Source organism: Undibacterium sp. GW821-FHT07F11 (assembly GCF_059418665.1).
Map to the genome: position 1 here is coordinate 755,326 of NZ_JBWKQH010000002.1, position 18,571 is coordinate 773,896.

Consider the following 18,571-nt stretch of genomic DNA (forward strand, 5'->3'; position numbering starts at 1 on the left):
GGCATTCAGCTGTTTCGTTGCCCAGGAAGCAATCTAAGGGTACACAAAAGCTTGCAAAAATTAAATCAAAAATGCCCAAGTACTGTTTCAGTGTCTTATTGGTATCATCTGACTAGACTCTGATAATGAATATTGAACAAGATGTTTTTGCCCCAATAAGGCTCAATAGGGCTACTGGCCTTGAAATTTCCCCGGATGACATCAAATACATGGAACTCATTTCATAAATAGGGGTGAGTGCGAACAAGACGATTTGGGATGTAGTGCAAGGCCTAAGGTGTGTACCCTGTGCAGCTAAGGCTGGTGCCTTTGCAAGCGCGAGGTGGCACACTACGCGCTGCAATGCGCCCAAATTGTCAGTTCACTAAGGGTTTGCCTCATAACGCGTACTGGACTGCAGGTGTCGACAACTCGACTCGTTGTCAATAGGCAAAGCTATTGACTGCCTCGTCCATAGTTTGACCATTGACCACCCCAGGTTATGAGGCAAACGCATCTCATCCCTATTGATGAAATGAGTTTTTACCAAGCTTAGTCACCGGAGAAAAGATGGCGTTTGACCCACTGAATCTGAAACAGGCATCGTCTGCTTTTGAACAGAGTCTGAACCGTGTCATTGATGAACGGGTAGCACCATTGGTGGACAGATCCATCCACCAGGTCAGCAATGAATTATCGGAAGTGATACGCCAGGCTGGCGAGCAGGTGGACAGGAATATCGCCCTGCTATCCGACGAAATCCACAGCCAGCGCAGCATGACCAAGGATGACATCAGGGAACTGATAGATTATTCCACGGCGCAGATAGGTGCAGCAATAGACCAGCGCATACTCGCCATCAAGCATGAAACCTCCACACTGATTAATGAAAAAGTCGACTTGCTCAAGTGTGAGCTGGAAGACGCCGCCGTTAACAGCCGCAAGACCATGTACGCCAACGTCGCCATTTCTATCGGTGCGGCAGTGCTGATGGCGCTCGTCGGTCTGGCCTATAAAAAAATATCCCTGGGCGAATTAAATCTCTTGAATGTGTTCAGGGTGACTTTACTGTCTTGCGCGACGTTTACCTTTGTCCTCTCCATGCTGAAATTCATACAACGCTGGCGCAGCATGAAGCGGGTCAAGAAAGGAGTGACTACGGTGGCGATTGGTTACCTGGGCATCTTGCGGCCAAATGGGGCAACTGGCTTGCTCCTGCTCAGCGTCTGCCTGATGGCAGGCTGGACCTGGTTGTATCTGGGAAAAATCTAAACGCTTGGCAATGATGTACAAACCGGGTTTGCAGCATATTGCGACCCGGCAACAGAGTTTCAAAATTAGGCGTACAATTTAAAGCATATTTGATTTGCGCATATCAATGAACTTTTTATGTTGAGCAGCATCACAACATAAGTTCATGCATGTCACATGCCGATCAGCATTTCATGCCATTCCTGCTTTAAGTATCCATAGCGCCGCCCAGGCGCTTACGCCCTGACCTATGCAAACCAAGAAATTCAATCCTGTATTCAATTCCTATCTGATTTATATTGGTGTCGCAATTGCGTCTGGTGGCGTCGCCTTATACACGCCCATCATTGTTTCTGAAACCGGCAAGGCTTTCTCGGGATTCTGGGCAGCATCGATTTTATTTGGCTTGAATCTGGGCCGGGTACTGGGCTCTTATATGGGCAGCAGGTTTTCACAGATGGCAAACCACCCGCTGGCAATTTCTGGCAACATCCTGCTGGAAGGCATAGCCCTGTATTTCATGGCTTACCTGAATCAGGCCTGGGCACTAGCCTTGTTTGCCTTGCTGGCAGGCTTGGGTAGCGGTCTGTCATTCCCCGGTTTAAAAAATTATTTATTGAAGCTCAAGGGGCTGGACCAGACTTCCATCTTCAGCAAGCTGGCTTTCGCAATACGCATGGGTCTGGTTGGTGGTTACCTCACAGCCAGTTTTGTGCCGCATAACCAGCTAAAGCTGGTATTTCTGATCGTGCTGATCACCTTCATCGTGTACGGGCTATTCATGCTGATTGCCATGCGTGCCATCAGCGAGCATGAGCAAGAAGGCCTGGCACTGGAACAAAAGGCACTGGCAGTTGACACATCCAGTACAACTGCAGTAGTGGCTGCGGAATCAGACAAGCCTGTCGAATTACCACTGATGTTTTATTTGTCGAATTCAGTATTCTGGTGTTTTGCCGTGCAACCGATGATAGGTTTCAGCCTGCATATCCCCAAATTCACCCCTGAGATACCGGTGTCCACACCTTTCTGGTTGGCGGCTCTGGTGATTATCTTTTTCCAGATACCAATTTCCAAGCGCGCGGTGCGCACGCTGGATCATTTCCGCTTCCTGAAAATAGGTTATGCCTGCCTGTTCGTCAGTTTCGCCATCATGGTGGTGTTTACCCATAGTGCAGCAGCCGTCATCATTTCTGCCATCCTGCTGTCTTTTGGGCAGGTATTTTATGGCCCTTCGCTGGACGTGCTGATAGCCCGTTTTGCCAACAAATCAGCTGCTGATACCGGCAGATTGATGTCGCAGCAAATGTTTTATCAGAGCATGGGCACCATGGTGGGCAGCCTGGCTGGTGGTGTCTTGTTTGACCTGGCACAGGATATGAAGATGCCAGGATTAAACTGGTTCATGCTGGCAGTTGCCAGCCTGGGCATGATGATGCTCAGCAAGAAAAAAATCCCGGCACTTTATTACAATGCTGGTCAAAGAATCCCTGGCACCAGCTAAGTCGGTACTTTGCTGCAAGCCAGCCAGGCAAGTGCAGGTATTTTAAAAATGCCAGTACTTGCCTCGCTCCCCCATCACTGCTGACAGAAACTGACACTACTGCATCCTAAGATGTCTTTGCCTTGAACAATACATCAACGCAAACAACACCATCTCTTTTAGGAGCAAACACCATGATGACCCCAAGCTATGTACTTTTGTATGTTGACAGCCCGGAAGCCAGCGCAGCGTTTTACAGCAACATCCTGGGCCTGACACCCGTAGAAGCATCGCCTACTTTTTATTTGTTCATACTGGACTCTGGCCACAAACTGGGTTTGTGGTCAAAACACACGGTAGAACCAGCGGCCACCTCCTCTGGCGGTAGTGAGCTGGCTTTTGCAGTAAGCGACAATGCGACGGTAGACAGCACCTATGACAGCTGGGCTACACGTGGCATGACGATAGCCCAAACACCTTGCAGCATGGATTTTGGCTATACCTTCGTAGCACAAGACCCTGATGGCCACCGTCTGCGCGTTTTCGCACCAGCCTGATCATGACTACGCAACAGTACCGTAACTGGATCGCTGTTGCCTCTGCCGACCACGTGCAGCGTGGTCAGGCAGATGGCTTCATGCAAGTCTGCCATGGCAAGGCAGCGCCTTTGCGCCGCTTGCAAGCTGGTGACAGGGTTGTGTATTACTCGCCCAGCCAGGTCTTTGGCAGCAAGATCAGATTGCAGACATTCACTGCCATAGGCCGGGTCAAGCCGCGGGACGCCTATCAGACTGACATGGGCGGTGGTTTTCATCCTTACCGCCGTGACGTAGTGTGGACAGCATCGCAGCAAGCCAGCATCCTGCCCCTGCTGCAAATGCTGGAATTTTCTGCTGGCATAAAGAACTGGGGCTATCAATTCCGCTTCGGCCTGTTTGCCATCAGCGAACATGATATGCGGGTAATTGCTGCTGCCATGGGCGTTGCAAGAGACTTGTTTGATACTGACCAAGACTGTACAGAATTATATGCAGAAGCAAATTTACAACTCAACCTGTGCTTAAGCTGATACTGTCTATGACCTGGAACAAGTCAGGCGTTACAATGTCGCCTGATATTTCCGCAGACATAGAGAGCAAGCTTGCCAGGACACATACAACCCCCGATCCATCATCAAGCAGTGTGCAAGTTGGCAGCGTCAATGCTGCTCTTGCTCGCGGCTGGATGCATGCTGGGCTGTGACAAGCAGGGAGAAGGCAAAGTCTTGCAACTGACAGACTGGCTAAGGGTAAGCAAGATCGCGACAGATGCACAACAACCCGGCTCCGGTGATCAATCTCTGCAATATGCCCTACGCAAACCGCAAAGATTCTGGTTCATTGCCTATGATGATTGGCCAGACCTGAGCTACGATCTGGTGAATGTGATCGATGACAAAAACATCCTGGTTGCCAGAAGCAGCAAGTACGCCAAAACCCAGGCGGCCAAAGATGGCAAGGCAGCAGACACGCAAGTCAGGCTGATGAGCAACTACGGTGAACGTGAAGACGTGCTTTGCCCATCGCCAGATTTGATCAATGCGCCTGCCAATAGCGATTTTATCGATTGCGTGGAAATCAGCAAGCTCAACAAATTGACAGTCAAGCGCACGGATTTTCACGGCAAGTTACTGCAAACCGTTAGCATGGTCGCGAACGAATGGGATGACCTGAGCACACAAAAGAATGTAGCCTATTACGATGAGCAGCAACAAGCTTATATCCTGGAAATTGGCAAGGACAACACCTACTGTCGCCTGATCATGCCTGGCAAGGAAAAAAGCCAGAACTTTGCCTTGAACCTTATGGATACCACAAACAAGTGCGATGATATGGCCACCTGGGCAGCCATCACTCGCAAGAAATTGAGCAAGGCTCAGTCTTTTGGTGAACTGGGCAAAAATGCCGCAATCTGGAAAAAACTGGAAGCGTCCAATCCGGGATGGATGCCGGTCAAAGTCATCGCTACAGATAAAAGGCCGCAAGCCCTGCCCACCAAATAAGTCTGAAGCTCACTAGACTTAAAATCTGCAAGACATTTGACACTTGTTATCACTTCAGCAGTCTTGCCGCAGTATGCAACGAGTAAAATTTCGCCAAGCATGGCAAAAACACTCCATCCCCACTTACACAAAACGGTAACCCAAGATCGCCACACATGATAGTCAGAACCTTAGTCGTCATTTGTGCCATCATCTCGATTTATTTTGGCATAGACAATCTGCAAAAACTCAATGCCATGCGTATTCCGGTGAGCGAGTTTGAGCAGGTTGACGGCAGTCTTGTCCTCCTGGTGCATGACGTAGACAATAACCCCGGCTATGTTGTGAATGGCAGTTTCAACAAGCAATTACTGCAACTGACCTACAGCTATAACCTGAACGGTGTGGAAAGAACCACCGACACCATATCCCCTATCTGCACCCGTTGCGAAGCCAAGCATGTCTTGAGGATGACAGGATTAAAACCAGCTGAGCTGGTTCCCGGTGCCCAGCTCAAGGTCTATGTATCCTTAACTGACCCGACCAAAGCCTACCTTGCCCTGCCGACTTCTGGTGAACAGCAGTCGCAAATGTGGACGGTATTCTTGTGGCTGATCTTTGCACCAGCCATGTGCCTGTTGTTTTACAAGCTGGAAGGCAGTGGCAAGGGGCCGGATGAAGGTTCAGCCAAGGCAACTTAGAATTTTGAACTACGCCAGCATTCATCAACTGCGTCTGCCATCCCATCAAGTTTAATCCTTTGTTTTTAAATTTAGTTGCGTTTGACAACAATGGCATTTTACGCCTATGATTGTTGCGTAAAGCAACCAATATTTAAAATGAACGACAATTCCAGCACTGGCACCCTGATCAGGGAATTTGCCCGACTCTATGTACGAGACCAGCGCAACCATGCTTGCGGGGATGCCGCATCAACAGTGCAATGTCATTTGATGACTGAATTATTGCGCGAGGACGGGCTGACTCAGCAGGCCCTGGTGAAACGCCTGGGCCTGGATAAAAGCTGGATCAGCCGTGCCACAGATGCCCTGGTTGCCGATGGCACCATCAAAAAAACCACCAATCCTGATAATCGCAGGAGCGTCAACCTGAGCCTGACCCCGGCTGGCCAGCAGCGCGCCAGCCAGCTGGATGCACAATTGAACAGGCACGCCGACCAGTTACTGTCTGCCGCGAGTGCAGAACAAATAGCCCTGGTGCGGGCCGCCATGCAGCTATTGCTGCCTGCAGTACAAAACCGCACAGCAAGCACTTGTACACCTGTCAAAACCAGACCTGCCAACAACCGCAAGAGATTGCATTTACCTGCCAGTGAGTTGCAGATTGCTCCAGCCAGCCAAACAGAATGGCCCGCTATTGCCAGCCTGCTGCAAGATCTGGGCTTGCCGCTGGATGGCGCACAGGAACATATCAACAACTTTCAGTTGATATACGCTGGTGACAATTTCCTGGGCTGCGCCGGTCTGGAGATATATGGCAAATCCGCCCTCTTGCGCTCACTCGCCATCAAACCTGAGGCGCAAGGCCAGCAATGCGGTACACGACTGTTACAACACATGATCAACACAGCAGGCGCAGCTGGTGTGAAACATTTGTATTTATTGACGACAGATGCAGATGCTTACTTTCACAAACTGGGGTTTGAAAAAATCGACGCTGGCAAATTGCCCACATCTTTACAAGCTTCGCGACAGCTACAAGGTGCCTGCCCTGCATCAGCAATAGCCATGCTGTTGAAAATCAAAATAACAAACTAATCAAAAGCTGCCCAGACAATGAAGCATACGCCGCACGCCTACCAGACCATCGCCATACTCGCTGTCACGCAAATCCTGTCCTGGGGTTCCTTGTATTACGCGATCGCCATCCTGGCACCAGAAATCCAGCGCGAGATGGCCTGGCGTGCGGAACTGGTGTTCGCGGCATTTTCATGGAGCCTGCTGGTGGCTGGCATGATTGCCACCTACATCGGTATTTTGCTCGACCGTCACGGCGGCAAGTTCGTCATGGGCATGGGTTCACTGACTTGTGGCACAGGCTTGATCATACTCAGTCAGGCACAAAACCTGGCCATGTATTATTTTGCCTGGAGCATACTGGGCATGGCCATGGCAATGACTTTATATGAAGCCGCTTTTGCCACCCTGACCCAGCAATTCAAAGAACACAGCCGTCAGGCGATTTCTACCCTGACCCTGTTTGGCGGTTTTGCCAGCACGGTATTCTGGCCACTGACCCAGCAATTGAATACTTTACTGGGCTGGCGGCATACTTATCTGGCCTATGGCCTGGCGCAAATCCTGCTGTGCCTGCCCTTGCATTTGCTACTACAGAAAAAAAGCAAAGCGCAAGACAGCGTCACACCTGTCATAAAACAAAAAAAACACTTCAGCCTGCAAGAAGCGGTACGCCACCCTACCTTCTGGAAACTGGCCCTCGCTTTCGCTGCCAACAGTTTTGTTTTTTCTGCCTTGTCAGTACATCTGATCCCCTTGCTAAAGGAAATGAATCATCCCGCCACACTGGCGGTGTTGATGGCGGCCCTGATCGGCCCCATGCAGGTGGTGGGTCGCATAGGAGAAATGACGATAGCCAGAAATGCCTTGCCACAAACCGTGGGTAAATTCACTTTTGCAGCCTTGCCCGCAGCCTTGCTGGTACTCATCTTCATCGGTACACAAGCCTGGGCAGTTGCGCTGTTTTGCATACTGTATGGCCTCAGCAATGGCATACTGACCATCGTACGCGGTACGATACCGCAAACCCTGTTTGGCACAGAAAACTATGGTGCCATATCTGGTGCCATGTCTGGCCCTGCCTTGTTTTCAAAAGCGGCTGGGCCGCTGCTAATCGCCAGCCTGATTCATCACACGACATCGCCCTATCCTATCCTGGCTTGCTTGTTACTGTTTGCTCTGACGTCACTGACATTTTATTTTGCCGCCTTGCGTAGTGCGCAGCATTAGGACATGTCTGTTTTCTTGTCGGTGTCGTAGGCGGTGTATTTCCTGGCATCGCCTTTCACTTGCCCTACCGGATATTTGATCGCGTTCAGGACGATTTTTTCCATACTGGCAGCGAACAAATCCACTTCCAGTGCATCAGCCAGCATGACCAGGTAATTCAGCACATCGGCCATCTCATGACGGATGGCTTTCTTGGCCTGTTCATCGAGCTCTTCTGCCCTGCCGGTTGGCAGCCATTGAAAAATCTCGAGTAACTCTGCCGCCTCAACAGTCAGCGCACTGGCCAGGTTTTTGGGTGTATGAAACTGCGCCCAATCGCGCTCAGCAACAAACTGGCGCAAACGATCGCGGATATCTGTGTATTGAACTTCAGGTGCTATAGTTGTCTGTGACATGGTTGAATGAAGTAAGCTGCAGAAAAAGATGACTGAGTCTGTCATCAGCGCGGACGGTATTGTACATGGCCAGACCAGACAGCCCCTCAGTTTCACTCAAGCCCCACCTGCATCAAGTACTGTCGTTATTTCAATTACCCGCAGACACCAGCTTTTCACCGATAAAAATGCGATAATTTTTGATACGCCCGGTAACCTCATCACTGCCCTGGCGTGGGGTATAGCGGAAACCGCTAATTCCAGGCTTGCTACCCAGATCAACGACCAGCCTGTGCGGATGTGGCAATGCAATTTTGCCATTCAAGGCCGTGTGCCAATGATCAGATGCCTGGCCGTTAATCGCATTCAGGGCAGAACCATCTTCGCGCACGCTTTCTTCACTATCGGCATAGGCAATGGTCCAGGTCGCCTGGCTCATGATTTTTCCATCGAGGTCTAATAATTCAATTTCCGCGATTGCGGCAAAGCCTTTGCCATCAAAATCATCCAGGGATTCGAGACAGAACTGTGTGCCAAAGACTGTTTTGGCGAAACGGATTTCCTGCTGTGCAGGTCCAGCTGAAAAACTGCCTCCATGAACCGGCAGCAAACCAGCCAGCATAAGCTGCCCCCGATTATTACGTGGGAAGAAGTCCTTCTCTGGCCGTAGTTGATCAAGTACAGGCAATTTGAGCCCTGTGATCTCGTTTCTGTCTGGTCCAGACAAGTCCAGCACAATAATTTCATTGCGGCCAGGCTTCAACCATGGGCCGGGCAAATACATGGTCTGGGTAGGCCCTATATTCCAGAAACGCCCGAGGCAAATACCATTCATCCAGACTGCACCCATGCCCCAGTTGGAGACATCCAGGAATGTATCGCCAACAGTAGTGAGGGAAAAACTGCCACGCCAGAATGCAGGTTTCATCACATCTGTAGAAGCAAACTTGTCAGACACAAGAGGCTGCCAATCCAACACAGGCAGTTGTGCATCGGCACCAAAGTCCAACGCACGTATTTCCCAATTATTGATGAGTTGTTTTTCAGGGTTTGAACTGCTGTCAGTCCTGGGAATGAAATAGACGGGGCCGTGCAGGCCCTTGCGGTCATGCACCTCTATACCAAAATTCACCCGCGCAATGGTGTACAGCAAAATCTCCAGCTTAACTTGCCTGGTGCGCGCTGGCAAATTGACGCGGAAGCGACGGCTGCGCGCGTCCATCACGCCTGCAGCTTTACCATCAATAAATACCCAGGCCAGGTCGCGTACCAGAGCAGCATCAAGCACGCCTTCAGGGCCAGCAGATAAAGTGGTGGCATAAGCAATCAGGCCGCGACTGATATCGTAGTGTTCAATCGCCTGTGGCGATACAGCGTGGATGACTGCACCTGGCAGATTTGCCATGACTGCGGCAGTTTCTGTCAGCTTGAATGTGGGGATGGCAATCACAGGGTTTGCTGCAGGTGCTACTGTCATGCTTTCACCGGGTAACAAATACGGTGCAATCGTCGCACGGAATTGCGCGAATTTATCGCCCATCCATCCCGCTTCGCTGATCGGTGCGTCATAGTCATAGCTGCTGGTATCGGGCCGCATGGGACGGTCACATCCAGCCCACAGACCAAAGGAAGTTCCGCCATGTGCCATATACAAACTGAACGAGCCATTGGCTTTAAGCATATAGTCCAGATCGCGAATGACCTTGCCCATGTCACCACGCTTATGTGGCGTACCCCAGGTATCAAACCAGCCGGGGTAAAATTCACCACACATCAATGGGCCTTTTTGCACCTCAGCCAGCACCTTAAAGCCCTGCTCAGGATTAGCCCCAAAATTGGCAACGGAAAACAGCTCGGGTATGTGTGAGCGGACGACGGCATTAGTAGGATTGCAGGCAAACAGCGGCACATCAAAACCGGCATTCAGCATGATTTTGCGCATCAAACGCATATAGGCTAAATCACTGCCAAAGAAGCCATATTCGTTTTCCACCTGCACCATCAGGATGGGGCCGCCCCGGGTAATCTGCAGAGGGCCCAGGATGCGCCCTACTTCACGCAGCCAACGGGCGGCTGGTTCAATAAAACGCGCATCACTGCTACGCAAAAAGTTACCCTCATTCTTGAGCAACCACCAGGGCAAGCCACCCATTTCCCATTCCGCACAGGCATAAGGCCCTGGTCGTAAAATAACCCATAAACCTTCTTGCTGTGCCAGGCGACAAAATTCTGCAGCATCACGCTGGCCTTGCCAGTCATATTGCCCTTCATGCCATTCGTGATAATTCCAGAACAGATAGGCACACACCACATTCAAGCCCATAGCCTTGATGGCTTTGAGCCTGTGCAGCCAATATTCCCTTGGCACGCGCGCAAAATGAATCTCGCCACAGCGTATCTGAAGGCGTTTTCCATCCAGTAAAAAATCTGTCTCGCCAATTGCAAAATGATGCGTAGCACCAGCATTGCTTCTGGCATCTGCGGCTTGCGAAATCGGGCTCAGCGCGCTGGTAGCAAAAGCTGTTGCGATAGTTTGCAGAACACAGCGGCGGGAGATGTGATTTTTCACTGAGCCAAGAGTCGGACTATTTATAAAATAGTCTAGTCTCGCAAATTTCCCTGCCTCCAGGTTCGCAAGTTGATGATTGTTTTCACTTTATCGCTTCAAGTTTATTCCTGATCAGTTTTCCAGGAAGCGTTGTGCATCCAGTGCTGCCATACAACCTGTACCTGCGCTGGTGATGGCCTGGCGATAGATATGATCCTGTACGTCACCAGCAGCAAACACGCCCGGTACATTGGTGGCTGTTGCCATGCCTTCAGTACCGGTACGGGTTTTGATATAACCGTTTTTCATGTCCAGTTGACCATCAAAAATGCTGGTATTCGGTTTGTGACCAATCGCAATGAATACGCCATGCAGTGTAATAGGGGTAATTGTTCCGTCAGCCGCTTTGACATTGATGCCGGTTACACCAGATTCATCACCGATGACTTCGTCGAGCGTATGGTTCCATTTGACTTCGATCTTGCCTTCAGCAACCTTGGCCATCAGGCGGTCTATCAAGATTGCCTCTGCGCGGAACTTGTCACGACGGTGGATGACCGTGACCTTGCTGGCGATATTTGACAGGTACAGGGCTTCTTCCACAGCGGTGTTGCCACCACCAACCACAGCCACTTCCTTGCCACGGTAAAAGAATCCATCGCAAGTGGCACAAGCAGAGACCCCTTTGCCCATGAAGGCTTGCTCAGACGGCAGGCCCAGGTATTGTGCAGATGCACCAGTAGCGATAATCAGGGAATCACAAGTGTATTGCGCCTGGTCGCCGATCAGGCGTATCGGTTTTTCGTCAAGCTTGGCAGTGTGGATGTAATCAAAAATGATTTCTGTATTAAAGCATTCTGCATGCTGCAAAAAGCGTTGCATCAGTTCCGGGCCTTGTACGCCCATAGGGTCAGCTGGCCAGTTTTCTACATCTGTTGTGGTCATCAACTGGCCGCCTTGTTCTACACCGGTGATCAGTACAGGTTTCAGATTGGCACGGGCAGCGTACACAGCTGCGGAATAACCTGCGGGGCCAGAGCCAAGAATTAATACGCGGGCATGTTTGGGTGTGGACATAGTAGTGAATAGATATTGTGGCGATACTGTATTAGAGCGCAAAATGACGCGACAGATGCTGGACAAAGCGCTCAGGCTCCAGGTAGCCGATAATGCGGCTGTTTGGCACTTCCTTGCCGTTGCGATCAAACAGGATGATGCCCGGTGGCCCGAACAGGGAGAAGCGCTTCATCAGTGCTTTTTGCATATCGCTATTGGCGGTCACATCAATTTGCAACAAGCGCAATTGCTTGAGCTGGGCGCTGACTTTGGGTTCAGAGAAGGTAAACCTCTCCATCTCCTTGCAGGACACGCACCAGTCGGCATAAAAATCCAGCAATACTGGAGCGTCTGCCTTGGCAAGAGTGGCCTCAAGTTCAGCTACACTTTGTATGCGTGTGAATTTATTCTCTGCATGGTTCTTTGCATCGCCAGTAGCCAGTTGTGTCCCACTATTTTCTGTAGCGCGCAAATGTGCCAAAGGCTGCAAGGCATCCTTGCCATTGCTGGCAGCACCGATCAACTCAAACATCCCCACCAGCATGAAAGTGACACCCAGAGCCCGCGCAACATAAAGACGCAATTTGGCACCTGCTGGTATAGGGTCAAACACATGCAGGAAGACCGCGCACAGGATGGCGAAAGCACCCCAGGCAGCCATCATCACCGTCACAGGGAATACTGGCGACACCATCCAGATAGCGACTGCAATCAGCAGCAAACCAAACAGTTTCTTGACATGGTTCATCCAGGCCCCGGCTCGTGGCAGCAGGCTACCGGCAGAAATGCCCGTCAACAGCAAAGGTACACTCATGCCTGCTGCCATGGAAAACAGCGCCCAGGCACCGATCATGACATTACGGGTCTGGCTGATATACAGCAAGGCACCCGCCAGTGGCCCGGCCACACAGGGGCCGACGATCAATGCAGACAAAGCCCCCATGACAAACACACCCAGGAATTTGCCACCACTGAAACTGCCACTGGTTTGACTCAGACGGCTTTGCAAGCCACCAGGCAATTGCAATTGATAGACATCGAACATCGACAAAGCCAGGCCAACCAACAAAGCACCAAATGTCAGTAAGACCCAGGGTTTTTGCAAGGCTCCGGCCAAGCCTTCACCAGCCAGGCCTGCAGCCACGCCCAGCAGGGTATAAACCATGGCCATGCCCAGGCAGTATGACAACGCCAGCATGAAACCGCGGCCACGCGATACATTGCCCTCACCCACGATGATGGATGACAGGATAGGCACCATAGGTAATACGCAGGGAGTAAAAGACAGCAGCAAACCAAATACCAGGAAGGCCAGGCCTATGCGCCACAGGCTGCCGCTTTGCAAGGTGCGCTGCGCCAGAGAACTGTCATCTTCAGTATGTGCGGTATCCTTGGCAGGCGCAGGCGAAGCAGATATGCTGGCTGCTGCGACTTGCGTAAGCTGCTCTGCGGGCACCACACTCAACTTACCCGGTACAGAAGTATCCACCTTGTAGTGTTGTTCTGCAGGCGGATAACACAAGCCTGCATCAGCACAGCCCTGATAGCCCACCTTCAAAGTGAAGACCTTGTCCGCTTTGGTGACGGGCAATTCCACCACCAGTTTATCCTGGTAGGTTTCAACTTCCTTATTGAAGGTGGTGTCGAATTTGCGTATGCCATCCGGCAAGCGAGGCTCAGCAAGAGCGATACCTTGCTCTACTGCATTGAAACTCAGGCGCTCTTTGTAGAGATGGTAGTCCTTGGCGATAGCCCACGAGAGCACCAGAGTTTTTGCTCCATTGACATCATTCAACTGTGCCTGCAGCTGGAATGCGCGTTCTGGCTCCAGAAAATCATCGGCATGGGCAAGCGGATGCAATAAGCTCGCTACCAACAATATCGGCAATAGCGACAACAGCCGCAATGCAGAAAACCATTTATAAAAATACTGCTTCATATGAACTCCTGTTTTTAGCAGCAAAGCTGCTACCACTGTTTGCTGATACCCAGTTGTATACTCTGCGCCGTCAATGCTGCCAGGCCTGGACTACCTTTGTGGAATAGTCGCCAGCTACCGCGCTGCTCATAGTTTTCCAGCTTGATGTCTACTGTCCAGTCACTCGTCAGTTGTTTGCTGACCTTGAAGCCAAAGCTCAGTGCGCCAAAGCCGGACAAACGCTGATCGGCAGAACTAGGCTGTGTAGAAGCAAACTGGTAGCCTGGCGGGAATGGCGCGCCGAGTTGCGCATCATAGACGGGGTCAAAATAAAAACTGGCTGCACTTTGGGTATACACGCGCAACGATGGCGTCACTGTCCAGCCTTGTGCCAGCGGTTGTACATATTCTGCCGTCAGGGTATGCGCCTTGACATCGTAAGTGTCGCTGTAATAGCGATAGCTGAAACGGCCCGTGCCACCCGTGCCAAGAAAGTGGTGATTCCAGCGGGCTAACAGCGTGGTCTGATTCCGCTCCCTTGGTCTGCGATCCAGCGCCTTGTATGGGTCAGAGAAATATCCCTCACCTCTGCTATGACTAAGCGTCAATTGGACGATGTCTTCCGCAGTGAGAATCTGCGTGACGCCTGCCATGATGCTCGTGGTCTTCTTGGTTTCGTTCTTGACGATCAGATTGGTGGGATTGATGCGGTCATGGCTGCCACCCAGACCGACAGTCCAGGTAGTATTTTTATCTTCTGAAGAAAAATTCCCGGTTAAAGACAAGGCACGTGACTCGTAATCATGCTCAGTTGAATATGCAGTACCGACTGTCAGACTGGCGCGTGGGAAATAGCGAGTGAACGCCACGTCACCGGCAGTACGCTGGTCATTCATGCGCGATGCACCAGAGATCGCTGTATGGTAGCGTGGCGAAGCACCCGATACATCATCCGAAGTCAGGGTAGCATCGAGTGACCAGTCTGCCCCCAGGGGCGTAATCAGCGACAGCGAAGGCGAGTTTGCTGTAATGCGTTTCAGACCCGCCTGTTTTTCTTCATAGTTCAGATACTTGAGGCTGAGGCTGGCATGCTCGGGTGGCGTTTCGGCCTTGACGACACCAGGTAGTAACAAGGCGGCAGTCAGCAGTGCTGCGCCTATGGTTTGCATGTCAGGTGAAGCAGACAAGGTTTCAGATACGGTCGACGCAATAAGGGGGACCGAAGTTTTTTCAATAATTTTAGTCATGTCGAAATTCTCTGATTAATTGCAACCACAACCGCCACCACCCACGCCAGCACCACCAGACGCTGATTCGCGGCTGGTGTAAATATGTTCACCGTAACGGGATTCGAGCCTGTCGTTTTCAAAGGTCATGGCAGATTTCGCCAGATTGCCTTTTTCCCAGGGCTGTACAGATTTGATCGTGCTGCAGCCAGACAGCGTAAATGCAGCACCGGCTATCAGTAACAGGGACGTGGTTTTCTTTACTATGATCTTCATTTGATTGCTCCCAATGAAGATTTTATTTTTTCTTCCAGCGCAGCCCTGTCGGCCTCCTTGAAGCCTGCATGCTCAAAGATGATTTTTCCATCCGGGCCTATCAGCACGCTGCTGGGCATGCCTTTCACACCATAGCTGCGGGGAGTGGCACCAGCCGGATCAAACGCCACCAAAAAACGGGCTGGCGTGGTCGCCAGAAACTGGCGGGCATCTTCATTTTTCTGATCCAGGTTGACACCAATGATTTGCAAACCCTGGGCACCATATCTGGATTGCAGCTCATTCATCCACGGGAAAGACTGGCGACAAGGACCACACCATGAAGCCCAAAAATCGAGATACACCAACTTGCCCTGATACTTGGCCAAATTGATATTACCTTCCACACCCTTGAGATCAAATGCCGGAGCATTGCTGCCTTTATCCAGCGCCATTGCCGACGATGCCATGACTAGTGCAGCAATACCCAACGCAAAGTGTTTTTTGTATATATTCATAGAGAATTTCATATTCACATCCCATATCCTGTAACTTAATATCCTGAAACCTGAAAACCGGACCGCAGTCCGGCTTTACTGATTAATCCTGCGCTCTGACCTGACGGGCCTGTTTTCTGCGCCAGATGATGACTGCAGCAGCCAGTATCACGAGAACAGGCAGCATGGGATCATTGCCATTACGGGCAACCGAACAGCCACCGCCACCTTCATTTCTTGGTGCATTGACTGTCACAGACGGGGCGACGGCATTCACGGCAGTACCTGAGAAGGCTATGCTCCAGGTCGTGCTGGTGTCAGAAGAACTGATGACGACGCTGCCATTATTGGTACCTGCAGTTGTTGGTGCGTAACTAACCACCAGTTCGCAAGAGGTATTTGCCTGCAGGCTGAACGGGAAGCGTGGGCAGGATGAGCTATCCACCACCGCTGCATACGCACCACTAAAAGCAGCATTTGTCAGCGCTATCGCGGTATTGCCTGAGTTGGTCAGCGTGAAGCGTTTCACCAGATTCGCACTACCTATCGTGGTCGAACCAAAATCAAAGGATTGCGGATTGATATTCAACGTAACAGTCTTGACAGGGATCGCTACACCAGTGCCTGCCAGACCCAGACTGAGTTGCGCGCCACCATCGGTCACCAGCAGAACATTTGCTGCCTTGCTACCAGCGCTGCCAGGCTTGAAGCTGGTATCAATGGTGCAACTGGCTGCCGGGCTCAGTGTGCCGTTCACGCTGCATGTACCAGCCAATATAAAGTCATTGAGCTGGCTGCCATTCAAGACCAGGCTGATGATCTTCAGTGCCGCAGTACCGGTATTACTCAGCGTGGTCGTATGCTTGGCAGAAGTGGTGCCAACCTGTGTATCGCTGAACTGTACAGTGCTGGTATCTGACAAGACTGGTTTGGCAACCGCCTGTTTAGTCGCAGTGCCAGTAATAGCTACTTGCAATGGCGCGGCATTTGATGTCACGGCCAGGCTGGCACTGACATCACCCTCGACCGTTGGTGTGAATACCACAGGCACATTGCAGCTCGCGCCAACTGCGAGGTTGCTGCCGCAAGTGTTACCTGCACCCAGCGTAATTGCTGATGCGCCGCTGATCTTGATCGCTGTGAATGTCAAGGCAACGTTGCCGGTATTGGACAAACTGATCTGTTGTGTCAATGGTGAACCAGCTACTGTCTGAGCACCAAAGGCAAGCACGCTGGGTGTTGCGGTAATGGCTGGCGTTGCTGCTGCTGCATTACCTGCCAGGCTGATGACGGCATTGCCGTTCGAGGCATTGCTGACGATATTCAATGCTGCCGCAAAAGCACCAGCAGTGGCCGGTGTTGCCTGCAAGGTGATGGTGCACTGACCACCTGCGGCAACTGCAGTCTGTGTACTACAGGTACCGCCAACGACAAAGATGCCTGCATTTGCACCACTCAAAGCGATGGAACTAAAATTCAATGCTGCCTGACCGCTATTGCTGATCGTAACTGTCTGCGAAGCAGAAGCAGCGTTCACCAGCAGCGTACCAAAGTTCAGACTGCTGGCTGACACTGTCAGGCCAGCCTGGGCAGCGGCATTACCAGTGCCACTCAGCGTAACCAGGCTAACGCCGCCTGTCGCATTGTGGTTGATGCTGATGTTGGCAGTACGGTTACCCTGTGCTGTCGGTTTGAACGTGGACAGCACGGTACAACTGGCACTTGGTGCCAGTGAGCTGCCACCCGCACAGCTGCCGCCAGCCAAATTAAAGTCGCTGGCTGAGCCACCTGTCAACGCAATTGAGGTGATATTCAAGGCTGCCGATCCAGTATTGCTGAGTGTTGTACTCAGGGCAGTGCTGGTCTGGCCTATGGTCGTTCCGGTGAATACCAAGCTGGCTGGCGACACTGTGGCGATAGGCCCGGCCACGACACTGGGGTTGCCGATAAATGCTGCAAGGTCAGCGATTTCATCTGCAGTGAATTTATTCCGGTACAGGTTTCCCATACCGCCTTTGTTTTGTGCAAAAGCATTGCTGATTTCCGTGGGATTATTCGCTCCGCGCAAAATGCCGTTGACGTTATTGGCCGGGCTGGCACCATGGCAGGCAGTACAGCTGGTGCCGCCAGCAGTCGGGCCATTCAGGTACAGGCTTTTGCCATTCAGGGCGTCAGCGGCATGAGCTGTCGACATGCCGGTAGCCAGTAGTACCAATGTACCGCCCAGCACACCAGCCTGCTGCAGCAAGCGCGTAAAACGAAAATGCAAGTTCATCATAGTTTCCCTTCAATGATTAAAATTTTTTACTGCATGCAAACACCAAGAGCCATTCCATTGAATACAGCATGGGTCAACGCACATAGTCGCCAGTCACGCGTAGCTTGGTACATCATCGCCAACAGCAGCCCAGGCAAAAAAACTGCCAGTACTACACTCCGTCCTGATGCCATATGCAAAACGCTGAACGCCGTTGCAGATATCAGCACCGGCATTAACTTCGCACTGATACCCGAGTGATAAAACCGGCCTATCACGTATTGCTGCAAACCGGCACGCACGACCAATTCTTCAAGAACCGGTGCCAGCAACAAGAGCCGTAGCAGAGTCATCGCATCTACTGTCCACAACTGATTTCCACACATCGCTTGCTGAACAAAAAGAGGAGAGATAAGGTTCATCGATAAGCAATGCTGGTGAATTAAAAGAGGTTTTTCTTCACATAAAAAAATAGACCTCTCCGTTTGTTTCAAGCGGTTAATGCGCCAATCATCCAAATTGGTTCAAAGAAAAATTAAATATTTTTTTTGACGTGAGAAAAAGCATCGGCAGCTTGTGAACTTGCAGGGGATTTTTGTAATGGAAATTTGAAGAGGAAATATGATGAGAGAAGATAAAAAATTTCATCATGGCGATGCGCTACAATCATTTACGAACACTTGTACTTGGCAAAATCTGGCAGACGTCACGCCAACCTAT

At 51.1% G+C, this 18,571-nt stretch carries 17 protein-coding genes; 8 read left to right on the forward strand and 9 right to left on the reverse strand.

Annotated features, from left to right (window positions below; all coding sequences use genetic code 11):
* Nucleotides 1-549: 549 nt before the first annotated feature.
* The 8 genes from AC07OI_RS07165 to AC07OI_RS07200 all read left to right on the forward strand — a co-directional run bounded on the left by AC07OI_RS07165 (nucleotide 550) and on the right by AC07OI_RS07200 (nucleotide 7,720).
* Nucleotides 550-1,251, forward strand: coding sequence for a hypothetical protein (locus AC07OI_RS07165; RefSeq protein WP_492707243.1), 702 nt, complete (start codon nucleotides 550-552; stop codon nucleotides 1,249-1,251).
* A gap of 229 nt (nucleotides 1,252-1,480) precedes the next feature.
* Nucleotides 1,481-2,734, forward strand: coding sequence for an MFS transporter (locus tag AC07OI_RS07170; protein ID WP_495256716.1), 1,254 nt, complete (start codon nucleotides 1,481-1,483; stop codon nucleotides 2,732-2,734).
* A 173-nt stretch (nucleotides 2,735-2,907) separates the two neighbouring features.
* Nucleotides 2,908-3,270 (forward strand): VOC family protein, encoded by a 363-nt coding sequence (locus AC07OI_RS07175; RefSeq protein ID WP_495256717.1) that lies wholly within the window; start codon nucleotides 2,908-2,910, stop codon nucleotides 3,268-3,270.
* 2 nt (nucleotides 3,271-3,272) lie between these two features.
* Nucleotides 3,273-3,782 carry an EVE domain-containing protein gene (locus AC07OI_RS07180; RefSeq protein ID WP_495256718.1) on the forward strand — a complete coding sequence of 170 codons (510 nt, stop codon included), beginning with the start codon at nucleotides 3,273-3,275 and terminating at the stop codon, nucleotides 3,780-3,782.
* A gap of 132 nt (nucleotides 3,783-3,914) precedes the next feature.
* Nucleotides 3,915-4,754 (forward strand): hypothetical protein, encoded by an 840-nt coding sequence (locus AC07OI_RS07185; RefSeq protein ID WP_492707236.1) that lies wholly within the window; start codon nucleotides 3,915-3,917, stop codon nucleotides 4,752-4,754.
* Nucleotides 4,755-4,909: 155 nt separating this feature from the next.
* The gene (locus tag AC07OI_RS07190; RefSeq protein ID WP_492707235.1) at nucleotides 4,910-5,434 is read left to right on the forward strand and encodes a hypothetical protein; all 525 of its coding nucleotides are present in this window, start codon (nucleotides 4,910-4,912) and stop codon (nucleotides 5,432-5,434) included.
* 138 nt (nucleotides 5,435-5,572) lie between these two features.
* On the forward strand, nucleotides 5,573-6,511 hold the full coding sequence (gene arsN2 / locus AC07OI_RS07195; RefSeq protein WP_495256719.1) for an arsenic resistance N-acetyltransferase ArsN2: 939 nt from the start codon (nucleotides 5,573-5,575) through the stop codon (nucleotides 6,509-6,511).
* 18 nt (nucleotides 6,512-6,529) lie between these two features.
* The gene (locus AC07OI_RS07200) at nucleotides 6,530-7,720 is read left to right on the forward strand and encodes an MFS transporter (RefSeq protein ID WP_492707231.1); all 1,191 of its coding nucleotides are present in this window, start codon (nucleotides 6,530-6,532) and stop codon (nucleotides 7,718-7,720) included.
* Here AC07OI_RS07200 and AC07OI_RS07205 read toward each other — a convergent pair.
* The 9 genes from AC07OI_RS07205 to mrtJ form a co-directional block, all read right to left on the reverse strand.
* Nucleotides 7,717-8,115, reverse strand: a complete 399-nt coding sequence (locus AC07OI_RS07205) for a nucleotide pyrophosphohydrolase (protein WP_492707229.1) — start codon at nucleotides 8,113-8,115, stop codon at nucleotides 7,717-7,719. The genes AC07OI_RS07200 and AC07OI_RS07205 overlap by 4 nt on opposite strands.
* Before the next feature lie 130 nt (nucleotides 8,116-8,245).
* Nucleotides 8,246-10,663, reverse strand: a complete 2,418-nt coding sequence (locus AC07OI_RS07210) for a beta-galactosidase (protein ID WP_495256720.1) — start codon at nucleotides 10,661-10,663, stop codon at nucleotides 8,246-8,248.
* A gap of 111 nt (nucleotides 10,664-10,774) precedes the next feature.
* Nucleotides 10,775-11,719, reverse strand: a complete 945-nt coding sequence (gene trxB / locus AC07OI_RS07215) for a thioredoxin-disulfide reductase (protein WP_495256721.1) — start codon at nucleotides 11,717-11,719, stop codon at nucleotides 10,775-10,777.
* A gap of 31 nt (nucleotides 11,720-11,750) precedes the next feature.
* On the reverse strand, nucleotides 11,751-13,637 hold the full coding sequence (gene dsbD, locus AC07OI_RS07220) for a protein-disulfide reductase DsbD (protein WP_495256722.1): 1,887 nt from the start codon (nucleotides 13,635-13,637) through the stop codon (nucleotides 11,751-11,753).
* 29 nt (nucleotides 13,638-13,666) lie between these two features.
* On the reverse strand, nucleotides 13,667-14,863 hold the full coding sequence (locus tag AC07OI_RS07225; RefSeq protein ID WP_495256723.1) for a DUF3570 domain-containing protein: 1,197 nt from the start codon (nucleotides 14,861-14,863) through the stop codon (nucleotides 13,667-13,669).
* A gap of 15 nt (nucleotides 14,864-14,878) precedes the next feature.
* Nucleotides 14,879-15,118, reverse strand: a complete 240-nt coding sequence (locus AC07OI_RS07230; RefSeq protein ID WP_492707221.1) for a DUF4266 domain-containing protein — start codon at nucleotides 15,116-15,118, stop codon at nucleotides 14,879-14,881.
* Nucleotides 15,115-15,615 carry a TlpA family protein disulfide reductase gene (locus AC07OI_RS07235; RefSeq protein ID WP_492707219.1) on the reverse strand — a complete coding sequence of 167 codons (501 nt, stop codon included), beginning with the start codon at nucleotides 15,613-15,615 and terminating at the stop codon, nucleotides 15,115-15,117. The genes AC07OI_RS07230 and AC07OI_RS07235 overlap by 4 nt, the downstream gene beginning before the upstream one ends.
* An 82-nt stretch (nucleotides 15,616-15,697) precedes the next feature.
* Nucleotides 15,698-17,872 carry a choice-of-anchor D domain-containing protein gene (locus tag AC07OI_RS07240; protein ID WP_495256724.1) on the reverse strand — a complete coding sequence of 725 codons (2,175 nt, stop codon included), beginning with the start codon at nucleotides 17,870-17,872 and terminating at the stop codon, nucleotides 15,698-15,700.
* Between the two features lie 26 nt (nucleotides 17,873-17,898).
* Nucleotides 17,899-18,369 carry a JDVT-CTERM system glutamic-type intramembrane protease MrtJ gene (gene mrtJ / locus AC07OI_RS07245; RefSeq protein ID WP_495256725.1) on the reverse strand — a complete coding sequence of 157 codons (471 nt, stop codon included), beginning with the start codon at nucleotides 18,367-18,369 and terminating at the stop codon, nucleotides 17,899-17,901.
* Between the last annotated feature and the right edge of the window lie 202 nt (nucleotides 18,370-18,571).